Origin of the sequence: Mesorhizobium sp. BR1-1-6, from assembly GCF_020165355.1 — a bacterium.
Lineage (GTDB): Bacteria > Pseudomonadota > Alphaproteobacteria > Rhizobiales > Rhizobiaceae > Mesorhizobium.
On record NZ_JAIUHZ010000022.1, the window covers coordinates 59,935 to 84,274 of the forward strand.

Genomic DNA, 24,340 nt, shown 5'->3' on the forward strand with positions numbered 1-24,340 from the left:
GCTTAATCAGGCTGTCTGATGGGCCTTCCGGTTCTGGCCTCGCGCGCCGGTCGAGGGACCGTCGGCACGACTCAGGAAAGTCTGGATTTCCGCGTCGGCGGGCGCGGATGAACCGCCATGGCGGGTGACCGAAATGGCCGCCGCCGCATTGGCGTAGCGCGCCGCCTCGAAAGGCAGCATGCCGCGCGCGAGCGCACTTACGAAGGCGCCAATATGAGTGTCGCCGGCGCCGTTGGTATCGACCGCCGCCACCTTGAAACCGGGAATGGTCCCGGCGGAACCGTCCGCCAGTCGGATATGGCAGCCCTTGGCGCCGCAGCGGATGACGACGCCGTCGGCCTTGGGACAATGATCGGCAAGCAATCGCGCCGCAAGGGCGTCGGCATCGCCCGGGCCGGCAATGTCGGCGGCTTCCGTCGTATTGCAGCTCAGCCAGGTCGTGCGGGCGAGCACCCGCGACAGGGTGGCGCGCGAAATGTCCGAAACGACCGGCGTCGGGTCGAAGACAAGTGGAATGTCCGCCGGCAGCGTCTCGATCCAGTCGGTGAGCGCGTCGCGGCTGCCGGGATAGCTCAGCGTATAGCCTGACGTGAACACCCAATCCTCGGTCGAGACCAGCACCGGAGCCATCATGTCGAGGCTGAGCACGCTCTCCGCCCCCGGCCACGACACGAAGGTGCGTTCGGCATCGCTGGAGATCATGGCGACGCAGTTGCCGCTATCCATCAGAGGCGAAGGCTGCGTCAGAATGTTGATATCTTCGACGGCGAAGGCGGCGCGCAGGAAGTCGCCATTGGGTCCGCTGCCGAGCTGGCCTGCGAATACCACCTTCATCCCGGTGCGGATTGCCGCGACCATCATGTTGAAACCGCCGCCGGCGACCTGGGCGTAGCTCGAAGCCGTCTTCTCCGTGCCCGGCGCCGGCAAGGCATCGATACGGTAGACATAGTCGACCACCGCGCTGCCGATATGGACGAGACGCGCGCTCATGCCGCCGCGTCCTTGCCGGGGCCGGCCTGCTCCAGGCGACTGTGCGAGGTCCGCGCCGCGACGAGATCGGCGGCGAGCGCACGAACGCCCGCCATGTCAAAGCCTTTGAGGCGGGCGATGCGGTCCTGCGGCAATCGTGAAAGGCCGGTGCAGGCGCCGGCCATGCCTGCGGCGATGGCGCCGATCGTGTCGGTGTCGCCGCCGAGATTGGCGCTGATGACCGCCGCTTGCCAAGCATCGCCGCCGGCGACCTCCAGCACAGCAAAAGCGGCCGGAACGGACTCCTGGCTGGCAACGCCGGTGCCGACCAGATCGGTGATCAGCCGGACCGCGTCTCGTGGCGCCTTGCCGCGGATCAGATCCTGCGCCCAGGCGACGCGCGCGGCGATGTCGCCGCCGGTCACCCAGTGGCCGTGTGTCGCCCCCCGCCTCGCCGCCGCGACGGCGCTGTCGGACGCGGCGCGCCAGTCGCCGCCGGCGATGCCGCGGCTGACGGCGGCCGCGACCGCCGCGGCGGAGGCAATGGCGATCGAGGTGTTGTGTGTCGCCCGGCAGGTTTCGGCCACCTTGTCGACGAGCGCATCCAGCGGCTCCGGCTGCATCATGATGCCGAGCGGCGCGATGCGCATGGCCGCGCCATTGGTGTCGCCGCCGCGCCCAGCCTCCTCGGCTGGCACGCCCTTGTTGATGGCGTCGATGGCGCGCTTGGTCGACGGTCCCAAAAGGTCGTAGCTGCCGCGCGCCTTGACCTCGCGCTCCCAGTCGAGCAGCGCGTTGACCCAGCGCGCATGGTCGAAGCGGTCGCCTGAGGCAACCAGGATGCGGCCGAGCAGCAGCGCCTGCTCGGTATCGTCGGTGATAGTCCCGGCCGGCAGCCCTTTCGACACCGGATGATCGGCAAAGGGCGAGACGAAATCCTCGACATGGCCGTAGAGCTCGGCGATGCGCTGAGGCGACAGAAGCTGCGTCGGCATGCCGAGCGCGTCGCCCAGCGCCCCGCCGACGAGCGCACCCATGGCGCGGTCCATCTCAAGCTCGTTCTCCGGCATCGCTCAGAACCTCATATGCAGCGCGAAATGGGCGGGATTGAGCAGGCTGGTGACATATTCGACCGGCCGCTCATCGGCCGCACGCGTCAGGCGACGGCCGCGCAGGAAGGGTGTGCCTTGCGGGCACCCGAGGATAGCGGCGTCATGGGCGTTCAACATCTCGATGTCGACCCACTCCTCGCCATGGTCGGGTACAAGCCCCGCTTCGCGTAGCGTCTGGTGCAGCGAGCCTTCGCGCAAGCCCCGCAGAGGCACGTCCTCCAGCTCTGGCGACAGCGGCAGGCGGCTGCGTTCGATGGAGATGGCATGGCCGTCGCTGGCATTGGTGCGGACCCGGTCGACGGCGATGAAGAGCGGACTTTCGACGTCTAACAGCACGGCAAGGTCGTGGTCTTCGATCACCTCCAGCCGCAGCGTCCGCGTTTCGGCGTTGGCGCCGGCATTGGCCAGCGCGCGCGACCAGCCGATCGCATCATCGACCGGCTTGCCGTCAAAGGTGACGAAGGAGCCGATACCGACCTTTGTGGTGATCAATCCGCGGCTGGAAAGTTCCTCCAAGCCTTTGCGCACCGTGTTGCGGCTGACGGAGAAACGCTGCACGAGTTCGTTTTCGCTTTGCAGACGGTCGCCGAAACCCAGCACGCCGGAGCGGATCTCGTATTCCAGAACGGTGGCGATCTGCTCGGGCTTGCCCGTGCCGGGAGACAGTTTGATCGCGCTCCGCTTCATATTCGTACCTGTATAGTGAACCTGTCTAGTCCTGTTTAATCTCTCCTCGTATAGCGGACTTGTCAATGGGACGGGTCATGTGCCCCGATGCACTGCTTTCGACGATCCGCCGGCCGCAGGCGGCAACGAAGAAGGAATTTCCCCAGTGCTGGACGCGTCGCACCGTGTCGCGATCCTGCTGCGGTGACCCTACCGGCAGAAGAACGAAAGCCCGCTCCGGGAACCGGGGCGGGCCTTGGAGGAGGACAAGGGGTGGGACCTCTCCTCTTGCTTTCCACGGGGGGTGTGGACCGAAATCACCTTACGGGAGTTTCGCCAGAGGCCCGATCACAAGCCTGTTTGCCCGCATCACGATCCGGTGCGCACCGGCATCGACATTGGTCACGGGATCGCGATCAGCGACCAATGCATGTCGCCCAAACAATGCATGTCGCCCAAAAGCGGCTCTCGCCTTGTGAGAACGACGTGCACGACGCGCTTTAGATGCGTCCGAGCACGACCAGAATAATGACGATCAGCAACACAAGCCCCAGCCCGCCGCCACCATAATAACCGGTTCCGTAGAACGGACCGCCGCCGAGGCCACTGAAGCCGCCGAGCAGGGCGAGGATAAGGATGATGATAAGGATGGTTCCAAGACTCATGGCTTCCACTCCCGCAGGCACTTGCGCGCCGGTTCGGCACTTCTGGGTTGAGAATGTTGCTCACAGACAACGCTTTGAACGCGTTCGCGTTCCACCTAATGCATGACGTCGAGAAGGCGACGGCGCAATTCGTGCAGCAGTCCTGCCGCAATGGCGGGGCTTTCCGACCGGCCGACGCGCAGGATACGATAAAGCTGAAGGAACGTGACTACGGCGTAAACGGCGAGATTGTAGAAGGATAAAGCCGACAGCAAAAACAGGCGGTTGAGCGTCAAGATCGGATCCACTTCGACTTATCTCGATCTTGCATCGTCAGATCTGTGAGAGCGGATTTGCAATTCATGCTTGCATTTCTGGAACAAATAAGGAACAGTAGGGAACCTAGCTGCCAAGGCGGATTAAAGTTTTGGGGGGACCAGCGATATGATGAGGTGGAAGGATGCGGGGCTCCTCGCCGCCGCGATCGCGCTGACAAGCCTTGCGCCCGACCGGTGGCCCTCAGCCGGGCTTGGCGCCGCTCTCGCCCGGAACACGCCTGCGCTCGCAGCCGAGAAGGATTATGCAACCTGCTTCGGCGAGGACATCGAGTCGGACAAGCGCATTGTTGCCTGCTCCGCGATTGCGGAGGACGCCGCAGAGCCAGCGCGCAGCCGCGCCACAGCCTATTTCCAAAGGGGCGTCGCTCTCGGCGACCAGAAGCAATACGACCGATCGATCGCCGACTACAGCGAGGCGATCGCGCTCGATCCGAACGACGCTTCCGCGTATCTCAACCGCGGCGCCGACTGGTTCAGCAATGGAGACGACGACCGTGCGATCGCGGACTTCAACATCGCCATCAGCCTGGAGCCGTCCTCCAGCGATGCCTACAGCAACCGTGGCCTCGCCTTCCTGCACAAGGGCAAGACCGACGCGGCCATCATCGATTTCCAACAGGCAATCGAGGCGGACCCTCAGAATGGCAAGGCGCATGCGGGCCTGGGCATCGCCTGGGGCAGGATGGGCGACCCGAAACAGGCCCTGGCCGAGTATGACGAGGCGGTCCGTATCGATCCCAACAACATATTGGCCAATGTCAAACGCGGTATCGCCCGCGCCGCCGAGAGTGAGTTCGATCCCACTGTCACCGATGACGATGCTGAACAGGCGCCCGGCGAGAACTTATCCGCCGCCAAGGATACGACCAGCAATCGCGCAGCCGCAAAGACCTTGATCGAGCGTGCGGGGATGCGGCTGTCGAAGTATGGCCTCGAGGGCGCGCTTCTCGATTTCGACAAGGCGATCAGCCTCGATCCCGACAATGCGGACGCCTATCTCGGGCGCAGCCGCGCAAGGACACTCAAGGGAGACAGCGCCGGAGCGGCGGCGGATTGCCTGCGCGCCATCGAGCTTGATCCGACGCGGGCAGGAAGCTGCGGCGCTCAGCTTGCCGCCGACCAAAGCAAGCCGGCACCGTTGCCGGACACCCAACAGCAAAAGCAGCGAGCCGTCGTTCCGGATATCACTGCCACCCAAGACACGCTGGCCGCAAGGGTTCTGGAGGCGACCGATCCGCGCGCCCTCGAAGCGATCCTTGGCGGCGATGCCTTCCTGGACATGGGCAAGTACGATCAGGCGATCGGCGCCTACAACAAAGCGATTGCGCTCGATCCGAACAACCGGTTCGCCTATTACGGCCGCGGCAAGGCCCAGGCCGCCAAACGCGTTTACGAGCAAGCGATCGCCGATTACGACACGGTCATCCAGCTCGCCCCCAATTTTGCTGCGGCTCATTCTCGCCGGGGCCTCGCCAAGATCACGTCAGGCGATGCCGAAAGCGCTCTTGCCGATTGCAGCCGGGCTTCAACACTCGATCCAAAGGCGCGCGACGCCTACTTCTGCATCGGCATGGCCTGGCACGCCAAGGGCGACGCGGGGCGCGCGATTGCCGCCTATTCGATAGCCATCGAGATCGATCCGAAAGACGACGCCAGCTATTATGGGCGCGGCATGGCGCGTGCTGACATGAAGGACTATGACGAGGCAATCGCCGACTTCGGCCAGGCGATCAAGCTCGATCCCGACAATCGCGATTACGCGGTCGCCCGCAAGGCGGCTGTGGCTGCGAAGGGACAGGGCGATATGGCGGCCGCCACGCTCGGCGCCGTCAGCTCGGCGGCGGCCACCGCCAGTTCAGCCGCCGGTTCGGCCGCACCGAGCGATACTGATTCGGCCGCCAAGGCGCTTTTCGCCAAGGGTCGGAGGCTGTATGAGAAAAATGACTATGACGGCGCCATAGCCCTGTATGGCAAGGCGATCGCACTGGTCCCGGCATTTCATGACGCCTATCTGGCCCGGGCCATGGCTTGGGAGGCGAAGAACGATTATGCTCATGCTGTTGCCGATTACACGCAGGCGATCGCGATCAATCCGAAGATAGCCGAGACCTACTACAGTCGCGGCCAGAACCTCAGTTTCCAGGAAAACTACGACGGGGCGTTTGCCGACTTCGAAAAGGCCATCAATCTCAACCCCGCGGACGCAAGGGTCTATGCCGATCGAGGCCTCCTATGGATGGGAGGGCACGAGGACGTCGCCGCGCTGCACGATTTCGAAAAGGCCATCAGCCTCGATCACAAGAACCCCTTTGGCTATTTCGGTCGAGGCGTGATCCGAACCAGCAGAGCGGACTATGAAGGGGCCATCGCGGATTTCAGCCAGGCGATAAGGCTTAAGCCGGATTTCGCAACCGCCTACGAGGCGCGGAGCCGGGCGTGGGAAGCCAAGGGCAACCGCAAGCGTGCTCAGGCCGATCGCAAGAAGGCACTGAGCCTTGGGGTAGATTAGACGGGCTTTTCGGGAGGGCGCGGATTTTGCGTTGGAGTGGTTTGGGCGTAATGGCAGTCGCCGCTCTGTGCTTTATTGCGGTAAAGGTTTTGCCTTGGGCGCAGCTCTGACGAGGCTGACGAAAGGCAATCAGCTTGAGCAGCGCTGGCGCCCGATGCGGTTTGATCCCTACCCCAAATAGAAGTTACTGAAATAGTTGCCAAAATCCGGTTGCCGGGCAACGGGCTCGCCGTCCCCGTTCCGGAGGATGCCGGCGGCGAAGAGATAGGAACCGATCGCTTCCATCTTGGCCGGGTCCATGCTGCCTATGGCGCCGTTTCGTCGGCGCAGATAGTGCCCGTCGATCAGCGTCTTCAGCGAGGCGTGGATCAATGCCGGATTGGTCAGGGCGTCCTTGTTGGCGGCGATCAGCAGTGTGGCCGCTTCTTCGGGATGATCGACGGTGAACTGGTAGCCGCGCCGCGTTGCCCGTATGAAGCCCGACGCCAATTCCGGATTTGCACGCAGATACGCATCGCTAGAGGAGATCAGCGTGGTGTGCTCGTCGGGCACGCCGTAGTCGGCATAGACGAAGCTTCGCTGTTTGACGCCTTTCAGTTCTGCCTCGACGCCTTCCCAGGTCGAGACCTCCAACGTGAAGTCGACCGAACCGTTGGCCAGCGCCTCATAGGCGGACGTGCCGAGCGTCACCGTTTCGAAAGCCCCCTTGCCGCCGTCGTGACGGATGATGGTCGAGATCAGCGCGTTTTCCCAGGCACTGCCGAAACCGCCATAGGTCAGGCCGTCAAGATCCCTGGGGGTTTTGATCTCGTCACGCGCTGCATTGAACACCAGCCGTCCGGTTTCGGACTGCACCACGGCATAGACCGCCTTGAGATCGGCGCCGGCGGTTTTCTGGGTGAAGAGGCCGATGGAGCCGTTGATGCCGAAATCGGCAACGCGGTTGGCAACCAGCGTGCCTGCACCGGTATCGCTGTAGGGCAGGATGTCGACCTCGAGGCCGGCCTCGCTGTAAAACCCTTTGTCGCGAGCGACGAACAGGCCGATATGGTTGGTGTTGACCGTCCAGTCCAGCGCCACCGTTACTTTCCGGGCGGCCGCCTGGGCAAGAGATCGGCCTGGCCGGGCTAAAAGGGGAAGGCCGGCAGCGGCAGTGAGCAGCAAGGCTTGCCGGCGCGTCAGGTCAGTCATGGTCCATGTCCTTCTGGTGGCTCGGGTTGAGGAGGATGTCGAGGATCTGGGCTTCGAGGGTGCCGGCCTGCCGTGCAGCGCCGCCGGCCAGTTCGCGTGGACGCGGCAGCGGCACGGTGATCTCAGCGACGACGCGCGCCGGCCGCGCCGAAAGCACATAGATGCGGTCGGACAGGAACACAGCTTCGCGCACGTCGTGGGTGATCAGCAGCGCCGTCCAGCAGTGGCGCCGCCACATCTGTTCCAACCAGCGTTGCATGGCGGCGCGGGTCAGCGCATCGAGTGCGCCGAACGGCTCGTCGAGCAGCAGCATATCGCGTTCCTGCACCACGGTGCGCAGCAAGGCCGCGCGCTGGCGCATGCCGCCGGAAAGCTGCGCCGGAAAATGCCGTTCGAAACCGGCAAGCCCGAATTCCTCGAACAGCGGAGCAACGCGAGCGCGGGCAGCCTTGCGCCTGACACCTTGCACCTCAAGCCCGAGCGTGGCGTTGTCGAGAATGCGCCGCCAAGGCATCAACGCGTCGCGCTGCGGCATGAAAGCGAAATGCCCGCCGTGGTCATCGAGCGGCTTGTCGTCGAAGAATATCTCGCCCTCGCCGTGAAGCGCGCCGGTCAGAAGCTGGAACAGCGTCGACTTGCCGGCGCCGGAAGGGCCCAGAATGGAGACGAAATCGCCGGCGCCGACGCTGAGCGAAATGTCGGCAAGCACGTCGAGTCCTTCGAAGGCCTTGCGCACATGTCGCAGTTCGAGCCGGTTCATCGCCAAGGCCCCTTTCCTGCGGCCTGCCCGCCGGCGGTCCGTTCCCATGGCATGGCAAGGCGCTGGACCAGTACCGTCAGCCCGAACAGGACGAGCGTCAGCACGGCGCTGACGGCGACGGCGGCCAGCACCAGGTCCGGGCGGAAGTTGTTCTTGGCGTTGAGCATGTAGATGCCGAGGCCCTTCGCCGCGCCCGCATATTCGGCGAAGATGGCGCCCACGACAGCATAGGTGATCGAGATCCTGACACCGGCGAAGAAGTAGGGCAGCGCCGAGGGCAGCCGCGCCAGGACGAAGACACGCCAGCGCCCTGCCCCCATGGCGCGCAGCATTTGGCCGATCTCAGCCTCCGTCGCCTCATATCCTTCGGCCAAAGCCACCAACATCGGAAAGAAGGTGACCAGCGCCACCAGCATGATCTTGGGCATCAGCCCAAAGCCGAACCACAGCACCACCAGCGGTGCAATCGCCACCAGCGGCAAGGTCTGGCTGACCACGAAGACCGGAAAAAGGGCGCGCCGCAATGGGTGGGAGAAGTCGATCAATATCGACAGCGCAAAGGCACCGCCGAGCGAACAGGCAAAGCCTGCGAGCGTGGCACGGAGGGTTGGCACGGCGTTATCGGCCAGCGCGTGCCGGTTGAGCATTGCCTGAGCGAAGACGCGCGATGGCGCCGGGAGGATTGTCGGCTTGATGCCACCAAAGCGCGCATAGAGTTCCCACGCGGCTAGCAGCAGCCCCACCGAAAGCATCGCCGGAGCGGTTCTGGCGATGAGGTCCACGATCGGACGCGAAGGGGCGGACGGGGAGGACACGCAGGTACCCGGAGCGGATGGCGCGGGGCGCGCCGTCAGACGGCGGTGGGGCTGTTGGCCGAGACGGTGACGTCGAGCGTTACGTGGCCGGCACCTGGCCCGAAGCGACAAAAGGCCTCGTTGAGTGCGGTAAAAATGGCGCCTGCGTCGCCGCGCAACTTTGTGCAGAAATGCTTGGAGCGCTCATATACGCCCGACTGCTTCAGGAAGTCGATGCAGCCATAGATCTCGTCCATGTGGTCGTCGGTGCCCATGACATAAAGCGAGAACTGCGCCGCCGCCGGCTGGCCGGTGGCGGCCACGCCGCGCACGGCGGCGATAGCGGCTTCCTTGCGCGGGCCGAGCGGCCCGGCAGGTCCGCCAAACGCGTCGGAGCGGCAGATCGGATCGTCCGGCTCGCCCGGGCAGCCGCGCGAGATGGCGGCCGAAAGCACGCAATGCTTGCCGCTGCGCGCTGCCGCCACGAACAGGTCGCGCATGGCAGGAAACAGCACCTCGGGCGGTCCGACCAGCAAGGTCGAGATATCGTCGGTCTCGATCCGCAGTCGATCACGATAAGGGTCCAGTGCCCCGAGCGCGCCAAGGATGACGCCGACAAAATCGCTGGACATGGGATATAGGGAAATCTGTGCGCCTGAAAACATCGCCCGCCTCGCTCCGCTGGTATTACCCAGATCAGCTTCTAGGGTCTGTGGGCTTGCCGCCCCCGTCTCAGCCCCGACCGTACGGAGCACCCCTGTGGATGGACGCGTTAAAGCACCAATCGGGCGGCTATGAAAGCTGTTTTTTCAGGACCATCGCCGGAAATGCATTGCGCCAGGCCTGATTTATGGGCGGTTCCGTCGGGCCCGGTCTTGAGGGAAATTTGTCCGGAACCTTAGCCACGACGAGTGGTTGTCCCTATAGTCGCAAACGCGACGAACTTCGTGGAAACGAGCGAAGACTTCACAGAAATGGAGACAAACCATGCTCATGAAAATCCTCGCAGCTTCGGCTCTTACCATTGGTCTCGCGACTTCGGCGATGGCGCAAAGTGCTGGCGGAAACGGCGCCAATAATGGGCCCGGCAGCGGCCAGTCGGTCACGGTCGACCCGAACACGCCGGCATCGCCGAACACGGTGGATCCTGGCACGACCGGCAGCACGACCGTCATGCCCGACGGCATGAATTCGAACGCGGACCGGAACTGTCCGGCCAGCCCACAAGGTGCTCAGCCGGATGCCAGCCACACCGCTCCGGGCGCCGCTTCGCCGACCGTTAATGACAAGCATTGCGGCAAGTAGCCATTCGCCGAAACTGCTGGAGAACGCCACGGGGCGTCTGTTCCGTGGCGTTTCCGTCTCTTTATGTTTCACCCTCGCCGAACAGGCAGGCGCCTGAGACGTAAACCGCCATCGGCCTTCGTCTCGGTTCGGGCGCCGTCTACGAAACAGCCTTTTCGCGAACCGGCAGCTTCCAGCCCGGCCTGACGAAATGACAGGTGTAGCCGTTCGGGTATTTCTCCAGATAGTCCTGATGCTCGGGTTCGGCTTCCCAGAACGCGCCGGCCGGAGCCACCTCTGTGACCACCTTGCCGGGCCACAGGCCCGAGGCGTCGACGTCGGCGATGGTGTCTTCGGCGACGCGCTTCTGCTCATCGCTGGTGTAGTAGATCGCCGAACGGTAGCTCATCCCCACATCGTTGCCCTGGCGGTTGCGTGTCGTCGGATCATGAATCTGGAAGAAGAACTCCAGCAGCGTACGGTAGCTCACCCTGGCGGGATCGAAATTGATCTCGATGGCTTCGGCATGGGTGCCGTGGTTTCGGTAGGTGGCATCAGGCACGTCGCCGCCGCTGTAGCCGACGCGCGTGGACAGGACGCCCGGGATGCGTCGGATCAGATCCTGCATGCCCCAGAAACAGCCGCCGGCAAGCACCGCGCGTTCGCTTGAAGTCGCCATATCAAATCTCCCCAAAGCAACTCCGGGGAAAGGTTGTAGCCGTTTCCGTCCGGAATTGCGCACGATAAAACTGGAGGCCCGGCGCTATGACAGCCGCTCCAGGATTTCCCATAGATGGGCATTGTCGTCGGCTTCGTCCAGTCGACGGGCGCGTCCTGCTGCCGATCACCACGGACGCGCGGCGTCACTCCCCAGGCCTGAACCTGCGCACCACGACCTCGAATACGATATCCGATATCCACATCGCGCAGACGCCGATGAGGAATGCGGCCGCCAGGGTCGTGGTGTCGTCATTGGCCATCGGCAGGCCCATAGCGCGGGAATACTGGACCACGGGCAGCGTCAGATAGGCGGCGGCTAGCGCGCCGCAGATCGGCGAGGCCACCATCTCGCGCGGTTTGTAGCGGTGGCGCGACAGCGCGCGCAATATGCCGCCGGAAAGGCCGGCGACCACCACCGGCACCTTGATACCGAGCAGGTCGAAAAGATCATGCATCATTTCATTGTCTCGCGATCAGGAAACAGAATGACCGATCCGGCACCGAAGATGAGCGGTCCCCGAGCAGCAGGGCCCGAATCGAGCGGCAACACGATCGTCATGGCTTCCACCCGCACAGTTTCTCGCCCTTGCGGTTGTGCGCCAGCAGCGTCCGGACTTCCGCATCCGACAGTGCTGCGACGGCGGATGCGGACAAGCGCAGCGGGCTCGAGACCGCGCAAAATCCGCCGGTGACGGTGGTGCAGCCGGCTACCGCGACAAGTGCTGCGGCCGCTGCGACAATCAATCCCTTGCCCATGACCTGAGCTCCTTTCGGGCAGTGGCGGCGGGTAGCGCGCCGATGTCGTTGTCAACCTGGTCGGCGACGTCGCGCGCCGCCGCCTCGGCCGCGGCCTGCCGACTACGTTCGGCGCGCTCGCCGGCAAGCCGCTGGCGAACACCCCAGCCAAACGCAGCGACGATGGCTGCGCCGATGCCGAGAACGGTCGAATTGCTGAGCAGGAAGGAGAGGAGCGCGCTCATTGGTTTGGCGCGTCCTTGACGAGATAGCCGACGGCAAAGACGGCTAGCGGCAGCAGCGTGGCCCATGTCTCGGCATCGTACCAGGATGGCCAGACATTGCGCACGAAGACGCCGGAAATCGAAACGGCGGCGGCGGCGATGGTCGCGGCCGTCAGTTTGTTGGTCGGGCGGATGGTCGGCTGGGTTGTGGTGGCCATGATCAGAACATTCCTTGCAAGGCGGCGGCGATGTGGTGCCAGGCGGCGTAGGCGACGAGCAGGCACGCGACAATGATCCCGCCCGCCTTGGTGGCAGCTGGGATGTTGGCGCCGGCAGGCGCCGCCGCGACCGGTTCGACGGCATCTACGGCAGCAGCGCCGCCCGGCGCCGCCGCAGCAGCGGCCGGTGCAGGATCTGGCCGCGTGGCCGATGCCTCGCCTGCCCCGACAGCCGTCAGCAGCAGCGCCTGTGCGCGGACGGATCCGACCCGCCTCGACCAGCCTTTGCCGAAAGTCGGCCAGGTCGGAAGCCGCTTCAGGAAAGCCAGGCGGGCATCGCAGAGATTGTCGATGACGACGGCGGCCGGTCTGGAACCGACGGCAGCGAGCGTCTCGGGCCCGATGCGGCCGTCCTGGGCGGTGCCGACCACTGCTTGAAGATATTTCGCCGCCCTGCTTGGCCCACTGTTCACGGCATAGTCGAACACCGCGTAATCCACGCCGTCGGGCAACTCGGCGCCAGCCACCGCATCCCAGTAGAAGCGGCGGTACACCGTGGCGAGTTGGGCATCGCTGATCTTCCTGAGATCCGCCTTGGCGGCATCCGCCTTCACGTAGCGGCGGAAATTGGCGAGCGTGACGCCCTTCATGGTGGCGCCGCCCGGATCGGCCGGATTGTCCGACCAGCCGCCTTCGGATTTGAGGACGAGCGCAAGCGCCCGCGTAAAATTGCGGTCCATGATATCCCTTTCGATTTCTTGGTGGATGAGGTGAGTGGGTGATCGCCGGCAGCACAGGGGTGCGGATAGTCGCCGTTGCGCGCGGCTGGGTGCCTACTTGCAGTGCGTCAAAACCGGAGGTCGCCTTGCGCGCCGGCCGGCGCATGGTTAGAAAAAATACAATTTTGGGACGAACAGGTCTGGGATGAGAGACTTTGTTGGCGCCGCGCGGCGCCTGGCCTTCAACAGGCTGTCGGCCGCCATCGATCGCCGCTGGAACGTCGACCCGCTGGGCTCGGCGCCGCGTGCCCCAAAAGAGGAATATCTGAGGCTGTTCGAAGCCACCCGGCGCGTCTCATTCCCTGAGATCGACAGGCTCGAGGCCGAAACCGGCTTTGCCGTCGATCGCGACTGGCTCGACGAACTGGCCCTCCACACCCAGATCACCATCAAGACCAGCGCGCTCGCCTACCCGCACGGGCGGGTGCTTTACAGTCTTCTTCGCCGCCAGTTGGCCGACAGCCCAAGGCCGTTCACCACCGTCGTCGAGACCGGCACCGCGCGTGGTTTCTCCGCGATCTGCATGGCCAAGGCACTCGCCGATGCCGGCGCCTGCGGGCATGTCGTCACGCTCGACGTCCTGCCGCACCATCATCGCTTCTACTGGAATTGCATCGACGACCATGACGGCAGGAAGTCGCGCGCCGAACTGCTTCGGCCGTGGCAGCCGCTGGCCGACCGGATCATTTTCCTGCAAGGCGATTCACTCCTTCAATTGCCCAGGGTCGGCGTGAACCGGATCCACTTCGCCTTCATCGACGCGCAGCACACCAGGAAGAACGTGCTGGCCGAGCATCGCTGCGTTTCGGGCGTTCAGCGCGAGGGCGACATGGTCGTATTCGACGACGTCACGCCAGGGTCCTTCGATGGCGTGGTCGAAGCGGTCGCCGAGATCGAGCGGCAGGGCCGGTACGAGGTGCGCCGTCTGAACGCGTCCAAGCAAAGAACCTATGCCTGGGGCATCAGGCGGTGACGAGACGACAGCCCGGATAAACCATCGGAGGCGAGACCTTGCTCAGAAATATCGCCCGCAGGCTTTATCTCGGCATGCGCCGGAACATCGATATCAGCCCCATGGCGGCCGATGACTACCTGAAGGTGCAGTACTTCCCGATGGCGACGAAGCATTGCTGATCCTGCGCAAGAAACCGACCTAGCGCGCCACCCAGCGATTGAGCCTGACCGCGCGGCCGGCAGCGGCTGCTGCCGGCAAGGCATTGGTCAGTGTCACCGTGTTACCCGAAGGTGCGCCGTTCACAGTTGTGTGGTGCCATTGGAGCTCTGCTCCGGTAATCACAGTGTCAAGTTCGATTCCAATACGGTCGCCAGCCGTGATTCCCGCGACGCTTGCTATGCCAATCGTGGTGGCACCGGAAATGGCGGCGGTGGAGATGGTGGTCTTCAATAGGAATGTATTTCGATATCCACCAAATTGTGCCCGCTCGATGGTCGCTCCAACGGGAAGATAGCTTTCCATAAGGAAGCTATAGCAAAGCCGGCTGATGTCGGTCTCTTGATCACGCAATCGCAGGATGGGCGCAGCGAAGCCTTGTTCAAAATCGATACTTTCAATGATCGTTGCGCCAATCCATCCGGACGCCCCAACGAAGAATGAGGCGACAGATGGGTGTATCCACAGCCAGTTGGTCGAAAATTCATAAACCGATGCACCGGTCCGAGCGATTGACTGGCCGTTGCTGCCTTTTGCATAGTACGGGGCATTGCCTGACATCACGGTGCCAGAGGCGTCGAAACAGATGACCGTAATGGCGCGCGAACCGTTAAGGAAGTTGAGGAACGCGTGCTGTGTGGTGTTGGCTTTTTTGTAGATGTGGCCGACAGCCTGGCCCGAGCTTGATACCACAAGTTGGCCGTCGCCGTTGGCCCGCGACGTGCGCGCCGTGACACCATTGGTCAGGAAGGGCGATGGAGCTGCATAACCGCCGGTCGCGCTGTCGTACAAAACGACGCCAGGTACCGTGATGCGGCCCTCGGCCTGCACCGGAAAGAACCGCTCGCCCTGAAAGCGCCTCACCAAGTTGGCCCCGCCAGTCGGCCTATTCGACATATCTCGCAGCGAGACAAACAGGCGCTTCAGATCAGGCGAAAGGATGTTCGCGTCATCGATGCCTGACGCGCTCAAAAGATCAATGTTGAAGGAGGCGAAGCCAGTCGCGGATGGCACGTTGACGAGGGCAAGTGTGTTGGTGAAGGCGCTGTAAGTTTCGATGCGCGCATTCTTGAAAAACACGGTGGTCAGGTTGCTGGTGCTGCCGAGCGCGGCGCAGATGAAAGCTGCATGGCCGACGCCGGCCGAGCCGCCATCAATGCCGATTTGAGGGCTGTCGATCAACACCTCTTCAACGGCAGCGGTCCCGGCGAGCGTCAGCTTGAAGGTCCCGCGACCCGCCGCTTTCTGGTTGGTGCCGACGTACCAGGTTCCACCGCGGAACTGGTTGTTTACGAAATAGCTCGCGCCAGCCAGATCGCAATGCACATGGGAGCCGTTGTTGTAGAGAGTGATGATGTTGAATTCGTTGCTTACCCAATTTGTATTTGCCGCCAGGCCGTCGAAATAGAGCCCTTCGTCATAACCACGGGCAGCAAGCCAGAGCTTGCTCTCAGCCATGCCGCCGAAGTGAATGCCTCGCGTGTTGGCGACAACAGATTTGTCTGGTGTATTCTGGACTTCCAACCAGATCTTTGCGCCGCGCAAAACATTGGTTCCGGTCCCACCGATGCGGACCGCCGAAAGGCCGTCGAAAGCACCGCGTATCAGCGCCCCCTTGCCATTGATCTCGCTGATGTCGCGCCAGTCGATAGAAGAGCCAACGGCGTAGTATGTTGCTACGGCAGGCAGGACGAGCACGGCCTTGGTAATCCGGCAATAGGAGCCGAGCGCGTTTAACGCAAGCGCGTTGTCGGCAAGGCCTTCACGGGCGCCAAACATCGTGGCGGTGGCGACGCTTTCATTCAACACCCAAAACCCGCCATTGACCGCATCGGTCGTCCCGTCCGGCATGAAGCGGTCGGCGGAGCGGAAATAGGCCAGCGCCGGGTAGCCGCCGGCGGTGATCGCCGCGCGCGACATGCGGGCATAGTTGGCGCCGCCCACCAGGGTTGCCGGGGTCGTGAAGACCGGGGCGTAGAATTGGGTCCTGATGCTCTTGACGCCGGCAGCGATCGTCGAGCCCGATGCTGTCGCCACGGATGCGTAGATCGGCACGTTGACGCCCGAAACCTGCGCGGCGTCGGCGGCATATTGCTGGGCCAGGTCGCGCGCGAGTTCCGCGATGTGGATGACTGCCGCCAGCGCTCCGCCGATATCCCCGAGCGGATCATCCGACAGATAGTAGGAGATCACGATGTCGCTCGTGCCGATCACAGGATTGAGGGTCTGGAAAGCGTAGACCAGGCCACCCGAAGCAACCCCCTCCTGCACGTGAACGGTCGTTCCCTTCTGCATCGTGCGCGCGGTGCGGGCGTCCGCCGCGCGGTACCAGTAGCCCTCGCTCGCCGTATAGATGCCGTTCAGCCGGGCGTCCGACTGGTTCTTGACCAAAACCCGGTCGCCGACGGCGGTCAAAACCCCGTCGATCGTCTTCAGGCCGAGGATCCAGGCAACGCCGTCGACGATGACCGTCTCCAGGTTTGCCGTCGTCGCCAGGCGCACGGGTTCGCGCTCGCCAGTCAGAAGACGAACGGCGGCAGTTGCGGGTCGGGCCATGAGGCTTGCTCCATAAAAAAAGCCTCGCGAAAGCAAGGCTTGGAATTCGGGTTGGTTGGCGGCGTGGCGATGGGTTCGGAGGGGATAAGCGCTGGCCCGTGCGGCCACGGCGCCACGGTCATTCAGGTTCTTCCTTGAGAAGTTTGGTCACGATCGCTCGGCCAGGCGAGAGACAATTCAGCGGTCGGTTTTCTGTCCTTGGGCACGCACTTCCTGAACAAGCAGCAATGCCGGCTTGCTCCCGGACTGGCTGCCGTGTTAACACCCGCGCACTGCGGTGGCTTGCGCTATGGGAGCGTCAATGTCGCAGCGCTTCCACAAGGTGTGATTTCCGATGGAAAAATCCGCGATTGTCGTCGCTGCAAACGACAACCGCACGGCAGAAGAAAGGCCGTTCGCTTCCCGGTACAAATCCGTTGGAGCGGTAGCGGCGCCGGCGGATTCACAGGCAGCAGGCGAAGAGCCGACCGAGGCCCGCGCCCTGACGGCTTTGCAGATGTTCTGTCGCGTAGCGGGCGTCTAGATCGCCTTTGAGGCTTCATCCAGACGGCAAGGACAGGCTCTAAAGTCCCGACCCGCTGTATCTGGTGGCCTCCTTCCACAAGGCGAGCGCAAGGGCGGGTGTCCGCCCCTTCACCGCATAGTCGCGGTCCCGGTAGCTTCCGGCCGCGATCCACACCGTTTTCGAGCGTTGGTAGATCGTAATGCCCCGCTCGCTCGCCCGCGCGAACAGTTCTGTGTCATTTCGATACATCGGTTCCAACCCCTGTGGCCCCCTCAAGGGGTAAGGTGCAACGAACATGCCAAAGTTTACGCCTAGCTAATATTATACATCGCAGAGCTGCCAGCTGCGCCATCGAAGTGCACTGGCAGCCCTAAAGCCAAGGTGTTCCGTGGGTGTTTCCGCTGTATTGCACCTGAACTGCCCCCAGGTAACAGAATAGACCAATCCGGAAACATTTGCTTAAAATTGTATTCTTTGGCCATCGGTGCCGCCATCGTCGGTCGAGGAGTTCGTGGAGCGCCGACTACCTGTTCAACAAGCGCTGGCCGGGCGGCTTCACATGCCCATGCTGCGATTCCGGAAAAGCATGGCGCCTCGAGGCTCGGCCGTGGCTTCGGATGCGCAGGCAAAGGGACAGGCCTGGGTGCTGGAAACAGCCTTCATGATCGCTGGGACCGTCATGCAGGGCAGGCACCCACCGCTGCGCAAATGGTTCCTATCTGAGGGCGCCGCACTCCAACTCCATTTCAGCGCTGCAGCTCCAACCTGAGCCGGGTGTCTCCTACAAAACCGCCGGCTGGTGCTCCGCAAGCTCCGGCGGGCAATGGTGAACCGGACACCGCTTTTCGGAACTGTCGACGTGGACGAGTCCGCCATCCCATATCGGCGCAAGGAGAACGCGGTGGAGATGGGTTGGCAGCAGCAGCAAAGCCAACCAGATATGGATTGCCGGAGCGGTCGAGACGGTCGGCAACCATGGTTTGGACTACTAGGGAGACGGCGCCGCCACTTCGTCCTCCATGTCGAGCGATTTTTCGACTGCCTCCGGATTCCGGGCGATGGTCCAAAGGAGAGTATTCGCAGCTGCATCCGGTTCCGAGCGGCCTTGCTCCCAGTTTCGAAGCGTTGCCAGATCGAGGCCATACCTCACGGAGAACGCCTCCTGGGACAGCTTCGTGCTATCCCGAACTTCGCGAACGCTTATCGGCCGCGGCGCATGAACCTTCGCGATCACTCCTGCGGACGAGAGTTCGTCCTTCAGTGCTCGCAGGTCGTCGACGCAAGGAACGGTCACGAACGCCTTGCCGTGATCGACCATCTCAGTGAGGACCGCATGGGCCGTCCTCAGCGGCAGATGCCTCCTGACGAGAACCCGAGCAGCTTCAGGAGTATTCGCGCCGTGTAGAAAGCTGAGGCTCAGCCGGACGGGAGAGCCTGACGACACCCGGACGACGTCCCGGGTTCGCACCCGTTGTCCGAACCGCTCCATGAACTTCGATGTAGTCGACATTAAGCTTCTCCGCGATCACTCGGCCGAGCCTGCGCAAGTTGGACCAACCCCATTGGACCTGGGCATCGCCCCCAATATGGAGGTCACGGACGACCAGATGGTTGCCGCCCATTTCCACTTCCCAGCTGAAGCACGCCATCCGGCGTGACGACATCAAAGAGGAGGCATGGGTCCTCCGAGATGTCGGCGTCCAGAATGAGTTCCACGTCATCGGGCTGCAAACGCGATCCCTACGCAACTTGCTTATAGAAAGTATGTCTGGTGCTGGCGAGCGTCAAGACCTGACCGATCTCCGAGTTGGCGGGATACTGGCAACACCCGAATCGTGCCAACTTAGCCCCAGCCTACGCTAGTCGACCGGGAGAAGGGGACAGACGCAGCACCATATATTGTGGCTACCAAAATTAGGTCGCCTTGATCAACTTCAGCTTCATCTCCGTAGAATTGCCACGACTCATCATCGGCATCATGTGAGGCCTAGGCAACCCAGCCGCCACCACCAAATATTTTTCGGGTCGATATGACGGCCAAATTTTCTGGACCTTCGAACTTCCATTTATCCATATCTTAGGCTCTTCTGCTTGCCGAGACATCATTCTTGAAGCAGCGGCAGAATCTTTTCGTCGAGGAATTTAAGCCGTCCACTCAACATCTCGGCGTTGGCGGGATTCGCCGGGACATTAACGGGAATGAGCTTCGCCACGGACTTCCCTTGCCGCGCAGCTTCAACCCACTCATCCATTGCACCGATATATCCGTCCAGCGCCTCGTACGGGGTCTCCAAATCGTCACCGGGCATGTACGCTGGGGGTACATCACCGACGAGCACCCATATCCATCGTGGCACATCTGGTTTCCCGGGTGAAATCTCGAAGAGAAAAATGTATATTATCCCTTCGGCACCATATCCGAAATACTCGCCTTCGATTCTCCTTACCCAGTCGTATGATTTGATATATTCACGAGCTTCCAGAAGGGCGCTGTCAAGGTCATCATCTGCACCTGGGTCGTCTGCTGGTAGAGGAAGACGGCTTACTTTACCGAGATCCGGGGTAATTTTGCTCACAGTTTCTCTCCACTACTTATCTTAGTCCGCAGCCATCGTCTCCTAGCCCAGCGCTGAAAATCGCCGGCTTCCATGTGGAGCCTTATGTGCTCTTCCCTGGTACGAGGCTTAATATTTGATACGTGATCTAGCCCACCATTGGCGACGATAAGATCTTTTCGTCGAGCCCGGCTGACATTAAACCGAAGGCAGATGTGTGACGCTGCTCAAAATTGGATTTGGCATTGATCGTCATGATTAACTCGACACTTATCCGAGGCGCTTTAACGTTCGTCGGCAACGACGCGGGCGACCCCACTACTTATTGCCGACGTCGAACCGTTGGATGGATGCGGAAGGAAGTCCCAGTTCATCAAGCACATCGAAGGCGCGCTCCGATATCACGAGGTTCAGTTTCTGATTGACGCCGAAATCGTCGTGACCTGCTCTACCGTCCACCTTGAGCCAAACAAACGGAGGGAGTTCGACATCGGGCTGCAGCTCCAGAAAATTTTCGGATTTGGTCACTTCGGCAGGAGCGAATGTAGCGCCGGAGATGCCAATATCGAGCAATCCGCGCTTGGCTTCTTCCGTCACCAGGAAACAAGGAAAAGTGGTGACAAGCGCGTCGCCGAACCATCCCTCAACCTGATAGTGGAGCTTGCTCACGGCAGGCGGATGGACGCTGGTGTCCATAACAGTGTTCTCACCGAGCCCACCAGCCACGTCAGGCCTAACTTCATAATATCGCATTATTCACCTATCGGTGGGTCGAACAGATGCCCATATTTCTTGTCTAACTCAGTTGCGTAGTCAAGCACTTGCTGCCGGGTTGCCGTGATGTGCGTCTTATAGAATTCATCCCACTCGGCTCGAATCACTTTTAAATGCAAATTTACGTCGAATTCCTTTCGGACACCACGGAGATTTTCGAGTGAATGTATCTCTTCACTTGCAAAAAGCCCTGGGTATCTATCAAGAACGTTTTGCTCGACACTATGATGAACAACATAATCTCCCTCGTTGAGTGCGGGATTCGCTTTAAAGAACGTTTTTCGGTAGTTTTTTGATTTCGTCCACCCAACCTTTGCACCGGCATATTTAATCATGGAGGCGTCCCTAGAAAGCAGAGAAGCCAGCATTGCAGCTTCAAAAGCACTTTCGGATATCTCACCGGATCGCGTTCTACGGCGTCGAGACTGCCGAGAGACCGACCGAGCAATGGCTTGTTGGGATCGAAGGGTTTCGGCGTCGACGCCACGAACAAGTATCTCGCCGCCTTTGGCAAGTTCAGCCGATCGCTTCGAAAATACGGAAGAGCTCTCGACCCAGGACTTGGCAATACTTTTGGCGCCCTGGAAAACCTCACCCACCAACTTTTCGCCGGGAAAGGTACCTAAGGCGTCGAGCACTGCATCGCTGTAGTTTCCATCCAGGGCGGCATTCAGGGCTTCGTCGAGCGCCAACGAAGCTCCCACGACAGGTGTGAAGTCGGCTACCGAAATACCGTCATTGCCGAGGCCCTCAGAGCCTACAAGCTTTTGCGCGGCGAACCGCCACAGACTTCCCGGTTCACTATCGCCAGCTATTAGGTTCCCTAACCGCTCTCGAGCCGTCAGGTACCGGTTGGTTGCGTACCCAGTTGGTACCGACCATCCCGACTGGACGGTGTTCTGCAAGTCGAGCACGCCCATCGGGTCGACGCCTGCTGCCCGAAGCGAGCTGTTCGCGGCATCGTTGTCTGCTTGCGACGCACTGGCCTGCAAAAGATGGCCAAGCACCGCTTCAAGCGCCTCTTGATTCGGCAGAGCGGCAAGCACATTGCGCAGCTCTGTCTGCTGAGATTTGGGCGGGTGAGCTTCGTCTTTAAATTTCCCTACAACGCCTTTTGCCACAGAATTCGGCAACGGCTGGACGGGGTTGAGGCCCAACTGCTGTTGGGCGGCAATCGAGCCAACGATCGCGGTCTGATAGTCCTCCGGCTTCGAAAGATTATTCCAAGCTGCGTCGAGGGCCGCGAATGTCTTGCGTACATAACCGCCCGGATCGCCTCGCCTCGCTTGAAATGTCAGGTCCGCCGCGGCGGCTATTGCATCATAACGCGCCCGATCCTCTTCTGGCGTCGCACTATCGGCCTTGGGCGCAGACTCTTTGACCATGGCCTGTACGGCGTCATTGGACATTGTGCGCATGCCGTGGAACTGGCGACTGACATCAAGCGCTTGATGGAGAGCCTGAAAACGCCTGAACCCTTCCGTCGCCCCATAGAGCCCCACGAACTGTTCTGGCGTGAAGGTCGGGCCCGAATAGCTGCCAGTGTCCCTGATCGCCCTAGGTGCGTTCTGTTCGGCGAGGCCAATACGGGTGCGCATCTCAACTTGCTGAGAAGCGTGAGCCGCCTGCGCCTGTTGGAGCAGCGCCGGCCGGTCGTCTTGTGGAATGTCTTCCCCAAATGCTTGTGCCACAATTTCATCCGGCGCGAGCTTGCCAACACGATTGCCTTTCGCTGCCGCCGTATCTGAACTGCCGGCAAGACGGATCCAGCTAACGTCGGAGGCATCGCTGCTGGAAGAGTCTGCCGGCGCCCCGCCCAACATCTCGGCGGCCCGCTTCGGATCCTGGGCGATCATCGCCTGAACCAGTGCCTTGGCCGTGTTGCTGCGCCAGGCCACTTCCGCCGCTTGCCTGATAACCGGGTTTCCGATCTTGGCGATCAGATCGGACCCGTTCTGCCGGATCGCCTCGAAAGCTCCGATGTCGTTCGGGTCGCCTTTTGCGATGGAGCTGGTGGACATGGTGTCGACCTTCGCCCACTCCGCCAGCTCATACTCATCGCGCTGCTCCTGCTGCCGCTGCGCCATGCGCGGCGAGCCGGCCGCGCGCATCGGCTCCTTCTGCCTGGCGAAATCGGCCCGCCGGCTCTCAGGCATGTCAGGCAGAGCCTCGTCGAACAGCCTGTCGAACAGGCCGGGCTTGACCACCTGCCCGCTGCGCGGGTCGACCTCGCCATACATCGCATCGTGCAGGCCGCCGCCGTCGGCCGGCGCATTCGCCGCCACCTCGTCTTCCGCCTGCGCGACCCGCTCGGCGAACCGGCGGCGCGCCAGCTCCGCGTCGAACGCTTCCTGCCGCTCCTTCATCTGCCGGTAGCGCTCGGCGACGGCCGAGAGCTCGTCGCCAAGATCCTGCATCGCCCTGCCGGCCGGCGACCCCTCGGGATAGGAAACGCCATTGCCGGCCTCGAGCCGGCGCTGGGCAAGCTGGAGTGGAATCGTCGCCATCAGTAGAGGCCCCCCTTGAAGGCGCCGCCCGGCGCCTGCGGGAAGGCGCCCTTGCCGAAGGTCACGGCCTTGGTCGGGTCGTAGAGACGGGAGAGACCGGACACGAGGCTGCCGCCGGCCTTGAAGATCGACGCCGCCGCGGCCTGCCTGCCGGAGTAGCGCGCGAGCGCCGCCTGGCTGTCGAGAGTGTTGCGGCGCAGCGCCGAGCCGTACTGGATCGCCTTCAGGTCGAGCTGGCCTTGCCTGGCATTGGCCGCCAGCACCTCGGCCGGCGAGCCCGATAGGCTGACGCCGGAGGCGCCCGCCCGGGCCCGCGCCTGCGAAAGCAGCAGATCCTGCCTGTGGCGCTCCTGGCTCTGTTCGAAGGCGGCACTCTGCGCATCGGCCTGCGCCTGCTGCCCGTAGGCCTTGGCCTGGTAACCGGCCATCTGGCTCTGCTGCCGGCCTTCGATCAATGCGCCACCCACCGAGATGGCCGTGCCGAGAAGGGCTAATGTGCACATGGTCAGCCTCGCTGGGATGCGGCAATGGGAGTTTTCCTGGCCGCCCGCGCGCCGAGCGCCGGTCGCGGGTCGAGCGCGCCGCCGGGGTTGGTGAACGACAGAAGCAGCCTGTCGGCCTGGATTGCCGGGCGGCTGAGGCGCGCCGGCGCCGCCGCGCGCGGCCCGGCCATGGCGGCGCGGCGGGCAACGGCCAGGTTCACCTTCAGGTCGGGCATGCCGGCGGCGTCGAAGAGGCCGTTGGCGGTGGCGAGCGCGCGGGCGAGCGCATCGGCCTCGAACAGGTCCTGACGCAACAGCTCGACCAGGCGGCGCACGGCGCGCCAGCGCTCGGTCAGTACCTCCGCCTTGGCTTTCGCTTGCCCGCCCAGCGCCTCGACGGCGGCGCGCGCCTCTGCCGCGGCGGCTGCGGCACGGCATTTGTCCGCTGCCGCGATGATCTTCTCCAGCAGCGCGACGACGTCGTTGCAGTCGTCCAGCGCGATGCGCGCGGCGGAGAGATCGCCGTCGCCGAAAACGGCGCGGTCCTCGGCCTGTTCGCAGCCGCGCCGGCGGGCGATCGCATCGTTGAGGTCGGCATCGAGCAAGGCGATGACGGCAGCATATTCGGCAGCCGTCCGCGCCCTGCCGAGCTGTTCGGCATGGGGGGATGTGGTCACGGGATGGGTTCCTTGTGGTGGGCTGGAGGCGGTGGAGCGCCGATCTCCCCCCTTGTGGAGGAGATTGGCAGGGCAGAGGGAGGCGCGAAGGATCGCGGCGTTGATTCAGCCTGGGTTCCTCGCCCACCAAGTGGGGAGAGGTGGCTCGGCGAAGCCGAGACGGAGTGGGG

The 24,340-nt window shown here is 62.6% G+C and carries 28 protein-coding genes and 1 riboswitch; of the genes, 5 read left to right on the forward strand and 23 right to left on the reverse strand.

What is annotated here, in order from left to right; all coding sequences use genetic code 11:
• Positions 1 to 6: 6 nt before the first annotated feature.
• From LB545_RS27060 to LB545_RS27080, 5 genes are all read right to left on the reverse strand, one after another.
• A complete protein-coding gene (locus LB545_RS27060) occupies positions 7 to 990 on the reverse strand; it encodes a PfkB family carbohydrate kinase (protein WP_224706097.1) in 984 nt (327 codons plus the stop codon).
• Positions 987 to 2,039 carry an ADP-ribosylglycohydrolase family protein gene (locus LB545_RS27065; protein ID WP_140499917.1) on the reverse strand — a complete coding sequence of 351 codons (1,053 nt, stop codon included), beginning with the start codon at positions 2,037 to 2,039 and terminating at the stop codon, positions 987 to 989. The genes LB545_RS27060 and LB545_RS27065 overlap by 4 nt, the downstream gene beginning before the upstream one ends.
• 3 nt (positions 2,040 to 2,042) lie before the next feature.
• Complete coding sequence (locus LB545_RS27070; protein WP_140623046.1) at positions 2,043 to 2,768, reverse strand: GntR family transcriptional regulator; 726 nt, start codon at positions 2,766 to 2,768, stop codon at positions 2,043 to 2,045.
• A gap of 479 nt (positions 2,769 to 3,247) precedes the next feature.
• Positions 3,248 to 3,412: a DUF3309 family protein gene (locus LB545_RS27075; RefSeq protein WP_023757858.1), complete on the reverse strand. Its 165-nt coding sequence runs from the start codon at positions 3,410 to 3,412 to the stop codon at positions 3,248 to 3,250.
• A 95-nt stretch (positions 3,413 to 3,507) separates the two neighbouring features.
• Positions 3,508 to 3,687, reverse strand: a complete 180-nt coding sequence (locus tag LB545_RS27080; protein ID WP_224619446.1) for a hypothetical protein — start codon at positions 3,685 to 3,687, stop codon at positions 3,508 to 3,510.
• Positions 3,688 to 3,835: 148 nt separating this feature from the next.
• Between LB545_RS27080 and LB545_RS27085 the strand changes: the two genes are divergently transcribed.
• Positions 3,836 to 6,238, forward strand: coding sequence for a tetratricopeptide repeat protein (locus tag LB545_RS27085; RefSeq protein WP_224706098.1), 2,403 nt, complete (start codon positions 3,836 to 3,838; stop codon positions 6,236 to 6,238).
• A 168-nt stretch (positions 6,239 to 6,406) separates the two neighbouring features.
• Here the strand turns inward: LB545_RS27085 and LB545_RS27090 are convergent, their stop codons facing one another.
• The 4 genes from LB545_RS27090 to LB545_RS27105 form a co-directional block, all read right to left on the reverse strand.
• Positions 6,407 to 7,429 carry an ABC transporter substrate-binding protein gene (locus LB545_RS27090; protein WP_224706099.1) on the reverse strand — a complete coding sequence of 341 codons (1,023 nt, stop codon included), beginning with the start codon at positions 7,427 to 7,429 and terminating at the stop codon, positions 6,407 to 6,409.
• Positions 7,422 to 8,189 (reverse strand): ABC transporter ATP-binding protein, encoded by a 768-nt coding sequence (locus LB545_RS27095; RefSeq protein ID WP_140663789.1) that lies wholly within the window; start codon positions 8,187 to 8,189, stop codon positions 7,422 to 7,424. The genes LB545_RS27090 and LB545_RS27095 overlap by 8 nt, the downstream gene beginning before the upstream one ends.
• Positions 8,186 to 8,941 carry an ABC transporter permease gene (locus LB545_RS27100; RefSeq protein ID WP_224706107.1) on the reverse strand — a complete coding sequence of 252 codons (756 nt, stop codon included), beginning with the start codon at positions 8,939 to 8,941 and terminating at the stop codon, positions 8,186 to 8,188. The genes LB545_RS27095 and LB545_RS27100 overlap by 4 nt, the downstream gene beginning before the upstream one ends.
• A gap of 98 nt (positions 8,942 to 9,039) precedes the next feature.
• Positions 9,040 to 9,648: a Ykof family thiamine-binding protein gene (locus tag LB545_RS27105; RefSeq protein WP_224619442.1), complete on the reverse strand. Its 609-nt coding sequence runs from the start codon at positions 9,646 to 9,648 to the stop codon at positions 9,040 to 9,042.
• A riboswitch (TPP riboswitch) is annotated at positions 9,639 to 9,752 on the reverse strand. Its footprint overlaps the gene before it by 10 nt.
• A 218-nt stretch (positions 9,753 to 9,970) precedes the next feature.
• On the opposite strand from LB545_RS27105, the gene LB545_RS27110 reads away from it, so the two are divergent.
• Positions 9,971 to 10,288 carry a hypothetical protein gene (locus LB545_RS27110; protein WP_224706100.1) on the forward strand — a complete coding sequence of 106 codons (318 nt, stop codon included), beginning with the start codon at positions 9,971 to 9,973 and terminating at the stop codon, positions 10,286 to 10,288.
• A gap of 139 nt (positions 10,289 to 10,427) precedes the next feature.
• On the opposite strand, the gene msrA is transcribed toward LB545_RS27110, so the two are convergent.
• The 6 genes from msrA to LB545_RS27140 form a co-directional block, all read right to left on the reverse strand.
• A complete protein-coding gene (gene msrA / locus LB545_RS27115) occupies positions 10,428 to 10,946 on the reverse strand; it encodes a peptide-methionine (S)-S-oxide reductase MsrA (RefSeq protein WP_140644372.1) in 519 nt (172 codons plus the stop codon).
• 184 nt (positions 10,947 to 11,130) lie between these two features.
• Entirely contained in the window at positions 11,131 to 11,442 is a 312-nt protein-coding gene (locus LB545_RS27120; protein ID WP_140500166.1) for a hypothetical protein, read from the reverse strand.
• Positions 11,443 to 11,542: 100 nt separating this feature from the next.
• Positions 11,543 to 11,743: a hypothetical protein gene (locus LB545_RS27125; RefSeq protein WP_140499930.1), complete on the reverse strand. Its 201-nt coding sequence runs from the start codon at positions 11,741 to 11,743 to the stop codon at positions 11,543 to 11,545.
• Positions 11,728 to 11,967, reverse strand: a complete 240-nt coding sequence (locus LB545_RS27130) for an ABC transporter permease (protein ID WP_140499931.1) — start codon at positions 11,965 to 11,967, stop codon at positions 11,728 to 11,730. The genes LB545_RS27125 and LB545_RS27130 overlap by 16 nt, the downstream gene beginning before the upstream one ends.
• Complete coding sequence (locus LB545_RS27135; RefSeq protein ID WP_140499933.1) at positions 11,964 to 12,164, reverse strand: hypothetical protein; 201 nt, start codon at positions 12,162 to 12,164, stop codon at positions 11,964 to 11,966. Before LB545_RS27135 ends, LB545_RS27130 begins: the two co-directional genes overlap by 4 nt.
• A 2-nt stretch (positions 12,165 to 12,166) precedes the next feature.
• Positions 12,167 to 12,904, reverse strand: coding sequence for a glycoside hydrolase family 108 protein (locus LB545_RS27140; RefSeq protein WP_140499935.1), 738 nt, complete (start codon positions 12,902 to 12,904; stop codon positions 12,167 to 12,169).
• A 184-nt stretch (positions 12,905 to 13,088) separates the two neighbouring features.
• Between LB545_RS27140 and LB545_RS27145 the strand changes: the two genes are divergently transcribed.
• Together LB545_RS27145 and LB545_RS30920 are read left to right on the forward strand one after the other, a co-directional pair.
• On the forward strand, positions 13,089 to 13,916 hold the full coding sequence (locus tag LB545_RS27145) for an O-methyltransferase (RefSeq protein ID WP_140630744.1): 828 nt from the start codon (positions 13,089 to 13,091) through the stop codon (positions 13,914 to 13,916).
• A 38-nt stretch (positions 13,917 to 13,954) separates the two neighbouring features.
• Positions 13,955 to 14,077, forward strand: coding sequence for a hypothetical protein (locus LB545_RS30920; RefSeq protein ID WP_263494129.1), 123 nt, complete (start codon positions 13,955 to 13,957; stop codon positions 14,075 to 14,077).
• Positions 14,078 to 14,096: 19 nt separating this feature from the next.
• On the opposite strand, the gene LB545_RS27150 is transcribed toward LB545_RS30920, so the two are convergent.
• Both LB545_RS27150 and LB545_RS27155 read right to left on the reverse strand, forming a co-directional pair.
• Positions 14,097 to 16,670 carry a hypothetical protein gene (locus tag LB545_RS27150; protein ID WP_224706101.1) on the reverse strand — a complete coding sequence of 858 codons (2,574 nt, stop codon included), beginning with the start codon at positions 16,668 to 16,670 and terminating at the stop codon, positions 14,097 to 14,099.
• A gap of 562 nt (positions 16,671 to 17,232) precedes the next feature.
• A complete protein-coding gene (locus LB545_RS27155; protein ID WP_140499940.1) occupies positions 17,233 to 17,424 on the reverse strand; it encodes a hypothetical protein in 192 nt (63 codons plus the stop codon).
• Positions 17,425 to 17,630: 206 nt separating this feature from the next.
• Here LB545_RS27155 and LB545_RS31230 point away from each other — a divergent pair, with 206 nt between their 5' ends.
• A complete protein-coding gene (locus LB545_RS31230; protein ID WP_181172151.1) occupies positions 17,631 to 17,840 on the forward strand; it encodes a transposase in 210 nt (69 codons plus the stop codon).
• 323 nt (positions 17,841 to 18,163) lie between these two features.
• Here the strand turns inward: LB545_RS31230 and LB545_RS27165 are convergent, their stop codons facing one another.
• The 6 genes from LB545_RS27165 to LB545_RS27190 form a co-directional block, all read right to left on the reverse strand.
• Positions 18,164 to 18,685 carry a helix-turn-helix domain-containing protein gene (locus LB545_RS27165; protein WP_140499942.1) on the reverse strand — a complete coding sequence of 174 codons (522 nt, stop codon included), beginning with the start codon at positions 18,683 to 18,685 and terminating at the stop codon, positions 18,164 to 18,166.
• Between the two features lie 592 nt (positions 18,686 to 19,277).
• The gene (locus tag LB545_RS27170) at positions 19,278 to 19,751 is read right to left on the reverse strand and encodes a hypothetical protein (protein ID WP_140499943.1); all 474 of its coding nucleotides are present in this window, start codon (positions 19,749 to 19,751) and stop codon (positions 19,278 to 19,280) included.
• A 297-nt stretch (positions 19,752 to 20,048) separates the two neighbouring features.
• On the reverse strand, positions 20,049 to 20,426 hold the full coding sequence (locus LB545_RS27175; RefSeq protein ID WP_224519111.1) for a hypothetical protein: 378 nt from the start codon (positions 20,424 to 20,426) through the stop codon (positions 20,049 to 20,051).
• A gap of 56 nt (positions 20,427 to 20,482) precedes the next feature.
• Positions 20,483 to 23,011: a hypothetical protein gene (locus LB545_RS27180; protein ID WP_224706102.1), complete on the reverse strand. Its 2,529-nt coding sequence runs from the start codon at positions 23,009 to 23,011 to the stop codon at positions 20,483 to 20,485.
• Positions 23,011 to 23,514, reverse strand: coding sequence for a hypothetical protein (locus LB545_RS27185; RefSeq protein ID WP_224706103.1), 504 nt, complete (start codon positions 23,512 to 23,514; stop codon positions 23,011 to 23,013). Before LB545_RS27185 ends, LB545_RS27180 begins: the two co-directional genes overlap by 1 nt.
• Before the next feature lie 2 nt (positions 23,515 to 23,516).
• Positions 23,517 to 24,170: a hypothetical protein gene (locus LB545_RS27190; protein WP_224706104.1), complete on the reverse strand. Its 654-nt coding sequence runs from the start codon at positions 24,168 to 24,170 to the stop codon at positions 23,517 to 23,519.
• Positions 24,171 to 24,340: the final 170 nt, after the last annotated feature.

Coding starts and splice junctions, on each gene's coding strand:
- msrA (WP_140644372.1), bottom strand. CDS start 10,946: ATGGCGACTTCAAGCGAACGCGCGGTGCTTGCCGGCGGCTGTTTCTGG.
- LB545_RS27110 (WP_224706100.1), top strand. CDS start 9,971: ATGCTCATGAAAATCCTCGCAGCTTCGGCTCTTACCATTGGTCTCGCG.
- LB545_RS27145 (WP_140630744.1), top strand. CDS start 13,089: ATGAGAGACTTTGTTGGCGCCGCGCGGCGCCTGGCCTTCAACAGGCTG.
- LB545_RS27135 (WP_140499933.1), bottom strand. CDS start 12,164: ATGGCCACCACAACCCAGCCGACCATCCGCCCGACCAACAAACTGACG.
- LB545_RS27095 (WP_140663789.1), bottom strand. CDS start 8,189: ATGAACCGGCTCGAACTGCGACATGTGCGCAAGGCCTTCGAAGGACTC.
- LB545_RS27155 (WP_140499940.1), bottom strand. CDS start 17,424: ATGTATCGAAATGACACAGAACTGTTCGCGCGGGCGAGCGAGCGGGGC.
- LB545_RS27060 (WP_224706097.1), bottom strand. CDS start 990: ATGAGCGCGCGTCTCGTCCATATCGGCAGCGCGGTGGTCGACTATGTC.
- LB545_RS27180 (WP_224706102.1), bottom strand. CDS start 23,011: ATGGCGACGATTCCACTCCAGCTTGCCCAGCGCCGGCTCGAGGCCGGC.
- LB545_RS27140 (WP_140499935.1), bottom strand. CDS start 12,904: ATGGACCGCAATTTTACGCGGGCGCTTGCGCTCGTCCTCAAATCCGAA.
- LB545_RS27130 (WP_140499931.1), bottom strand. CDS start 11,967: ATGAGCGCGCTCCTCTCCTTCCTGCTCAGCAATTCGACCGTTCTCGGC.
- LB545_RS27105 (WP_224619442.1), bottom strand. CDS start 9,648: ATGTTTTCAGGCGCACAGATTTCCCTATATCCCATGTCCAGCGATTTT.
- LB545_RS27165 (WP_140499942.1), bottom strand. CDS start 18,685: ATGTCGACTACATCGAAGTTCATGGAGCGGTTCGGACAACGGGTGCGA.
- LB545_RS27125 (WP_140499930.1), bottom strand. CDS start 11,743: ATGGGCAAGGGATTGATTGTCGCAGCGGCCGCAGCACTTGTCGCGGTA.
- LB545_RS27070 (WP_140623046.1), bottom strand. CDS start 2,768: ATGAAGCGGAGCGCGATCAAACTGTCTCCCGGCACGGGCAAGCCCGAG.
- LB545_RS27185 (WP_224706103.1), bottom strand. CDS start 23,514: ATGTGCACATTAGCCCTTCTCGGCACGGCCATCTCGGTGGGTGGCGCA.
- LB545_RS27090 (WP_224706099.1), bottom strand. CDS start 7,429: ATGACTGACCTGACGCGCCGGCAAGCCTTGCTGCTCACTGCCGCTGCC.
- LB545_RS27065 (WP_140499917.1), bottom strand. CDS start 2,039: ATGCCGGAGAACGAGCTTGAGATGGACCGCGCCATGGGTGCGCTCGTC.
- LB545_RS27085 (WP_224706098.1), top strand. CDS start 3,836: ATGATGAGGTGGAAGGATGCGGGGCTCCTCGCCGCCGCGATCGCGCTG.
- LB545_RS27175 (WP_224519111.1), bottom strand. CDS start 20,426: ATGGACACCAGCGTCCATCCGCCTGCCGTGAGCAAGCTCCACTATCAG.
- LB545_RS27120 (WP_140500166.1), bottom strand. CDS start 11,442: ATGCATGATCTTTTCGACCTGCTCGGTATCAAGGTGCCGGTGGTGGTC.
- LB545_RS27150 (WP_224706101.1), bottom strand. CDS start 16,670: ATGGCCCGACCCGCAACTGCCGCCGTTCGTCTTCTGACTGGCGAGCGC.
- LB545_RS27075 (WP_023757858.1), bottom strand. CDS start 3,412: ATGAGTCTTGGAACCATCCTTATCATCATCCTTATCCTCGCCCTGCTC.
- LB545_RS27100 (WP_224706107.1), bottom strand. CDS start 8,941: ATGCTTTCGGTGGGGCTGCTGCTAGCCGCGTGGGAACTCTATGCGCGC.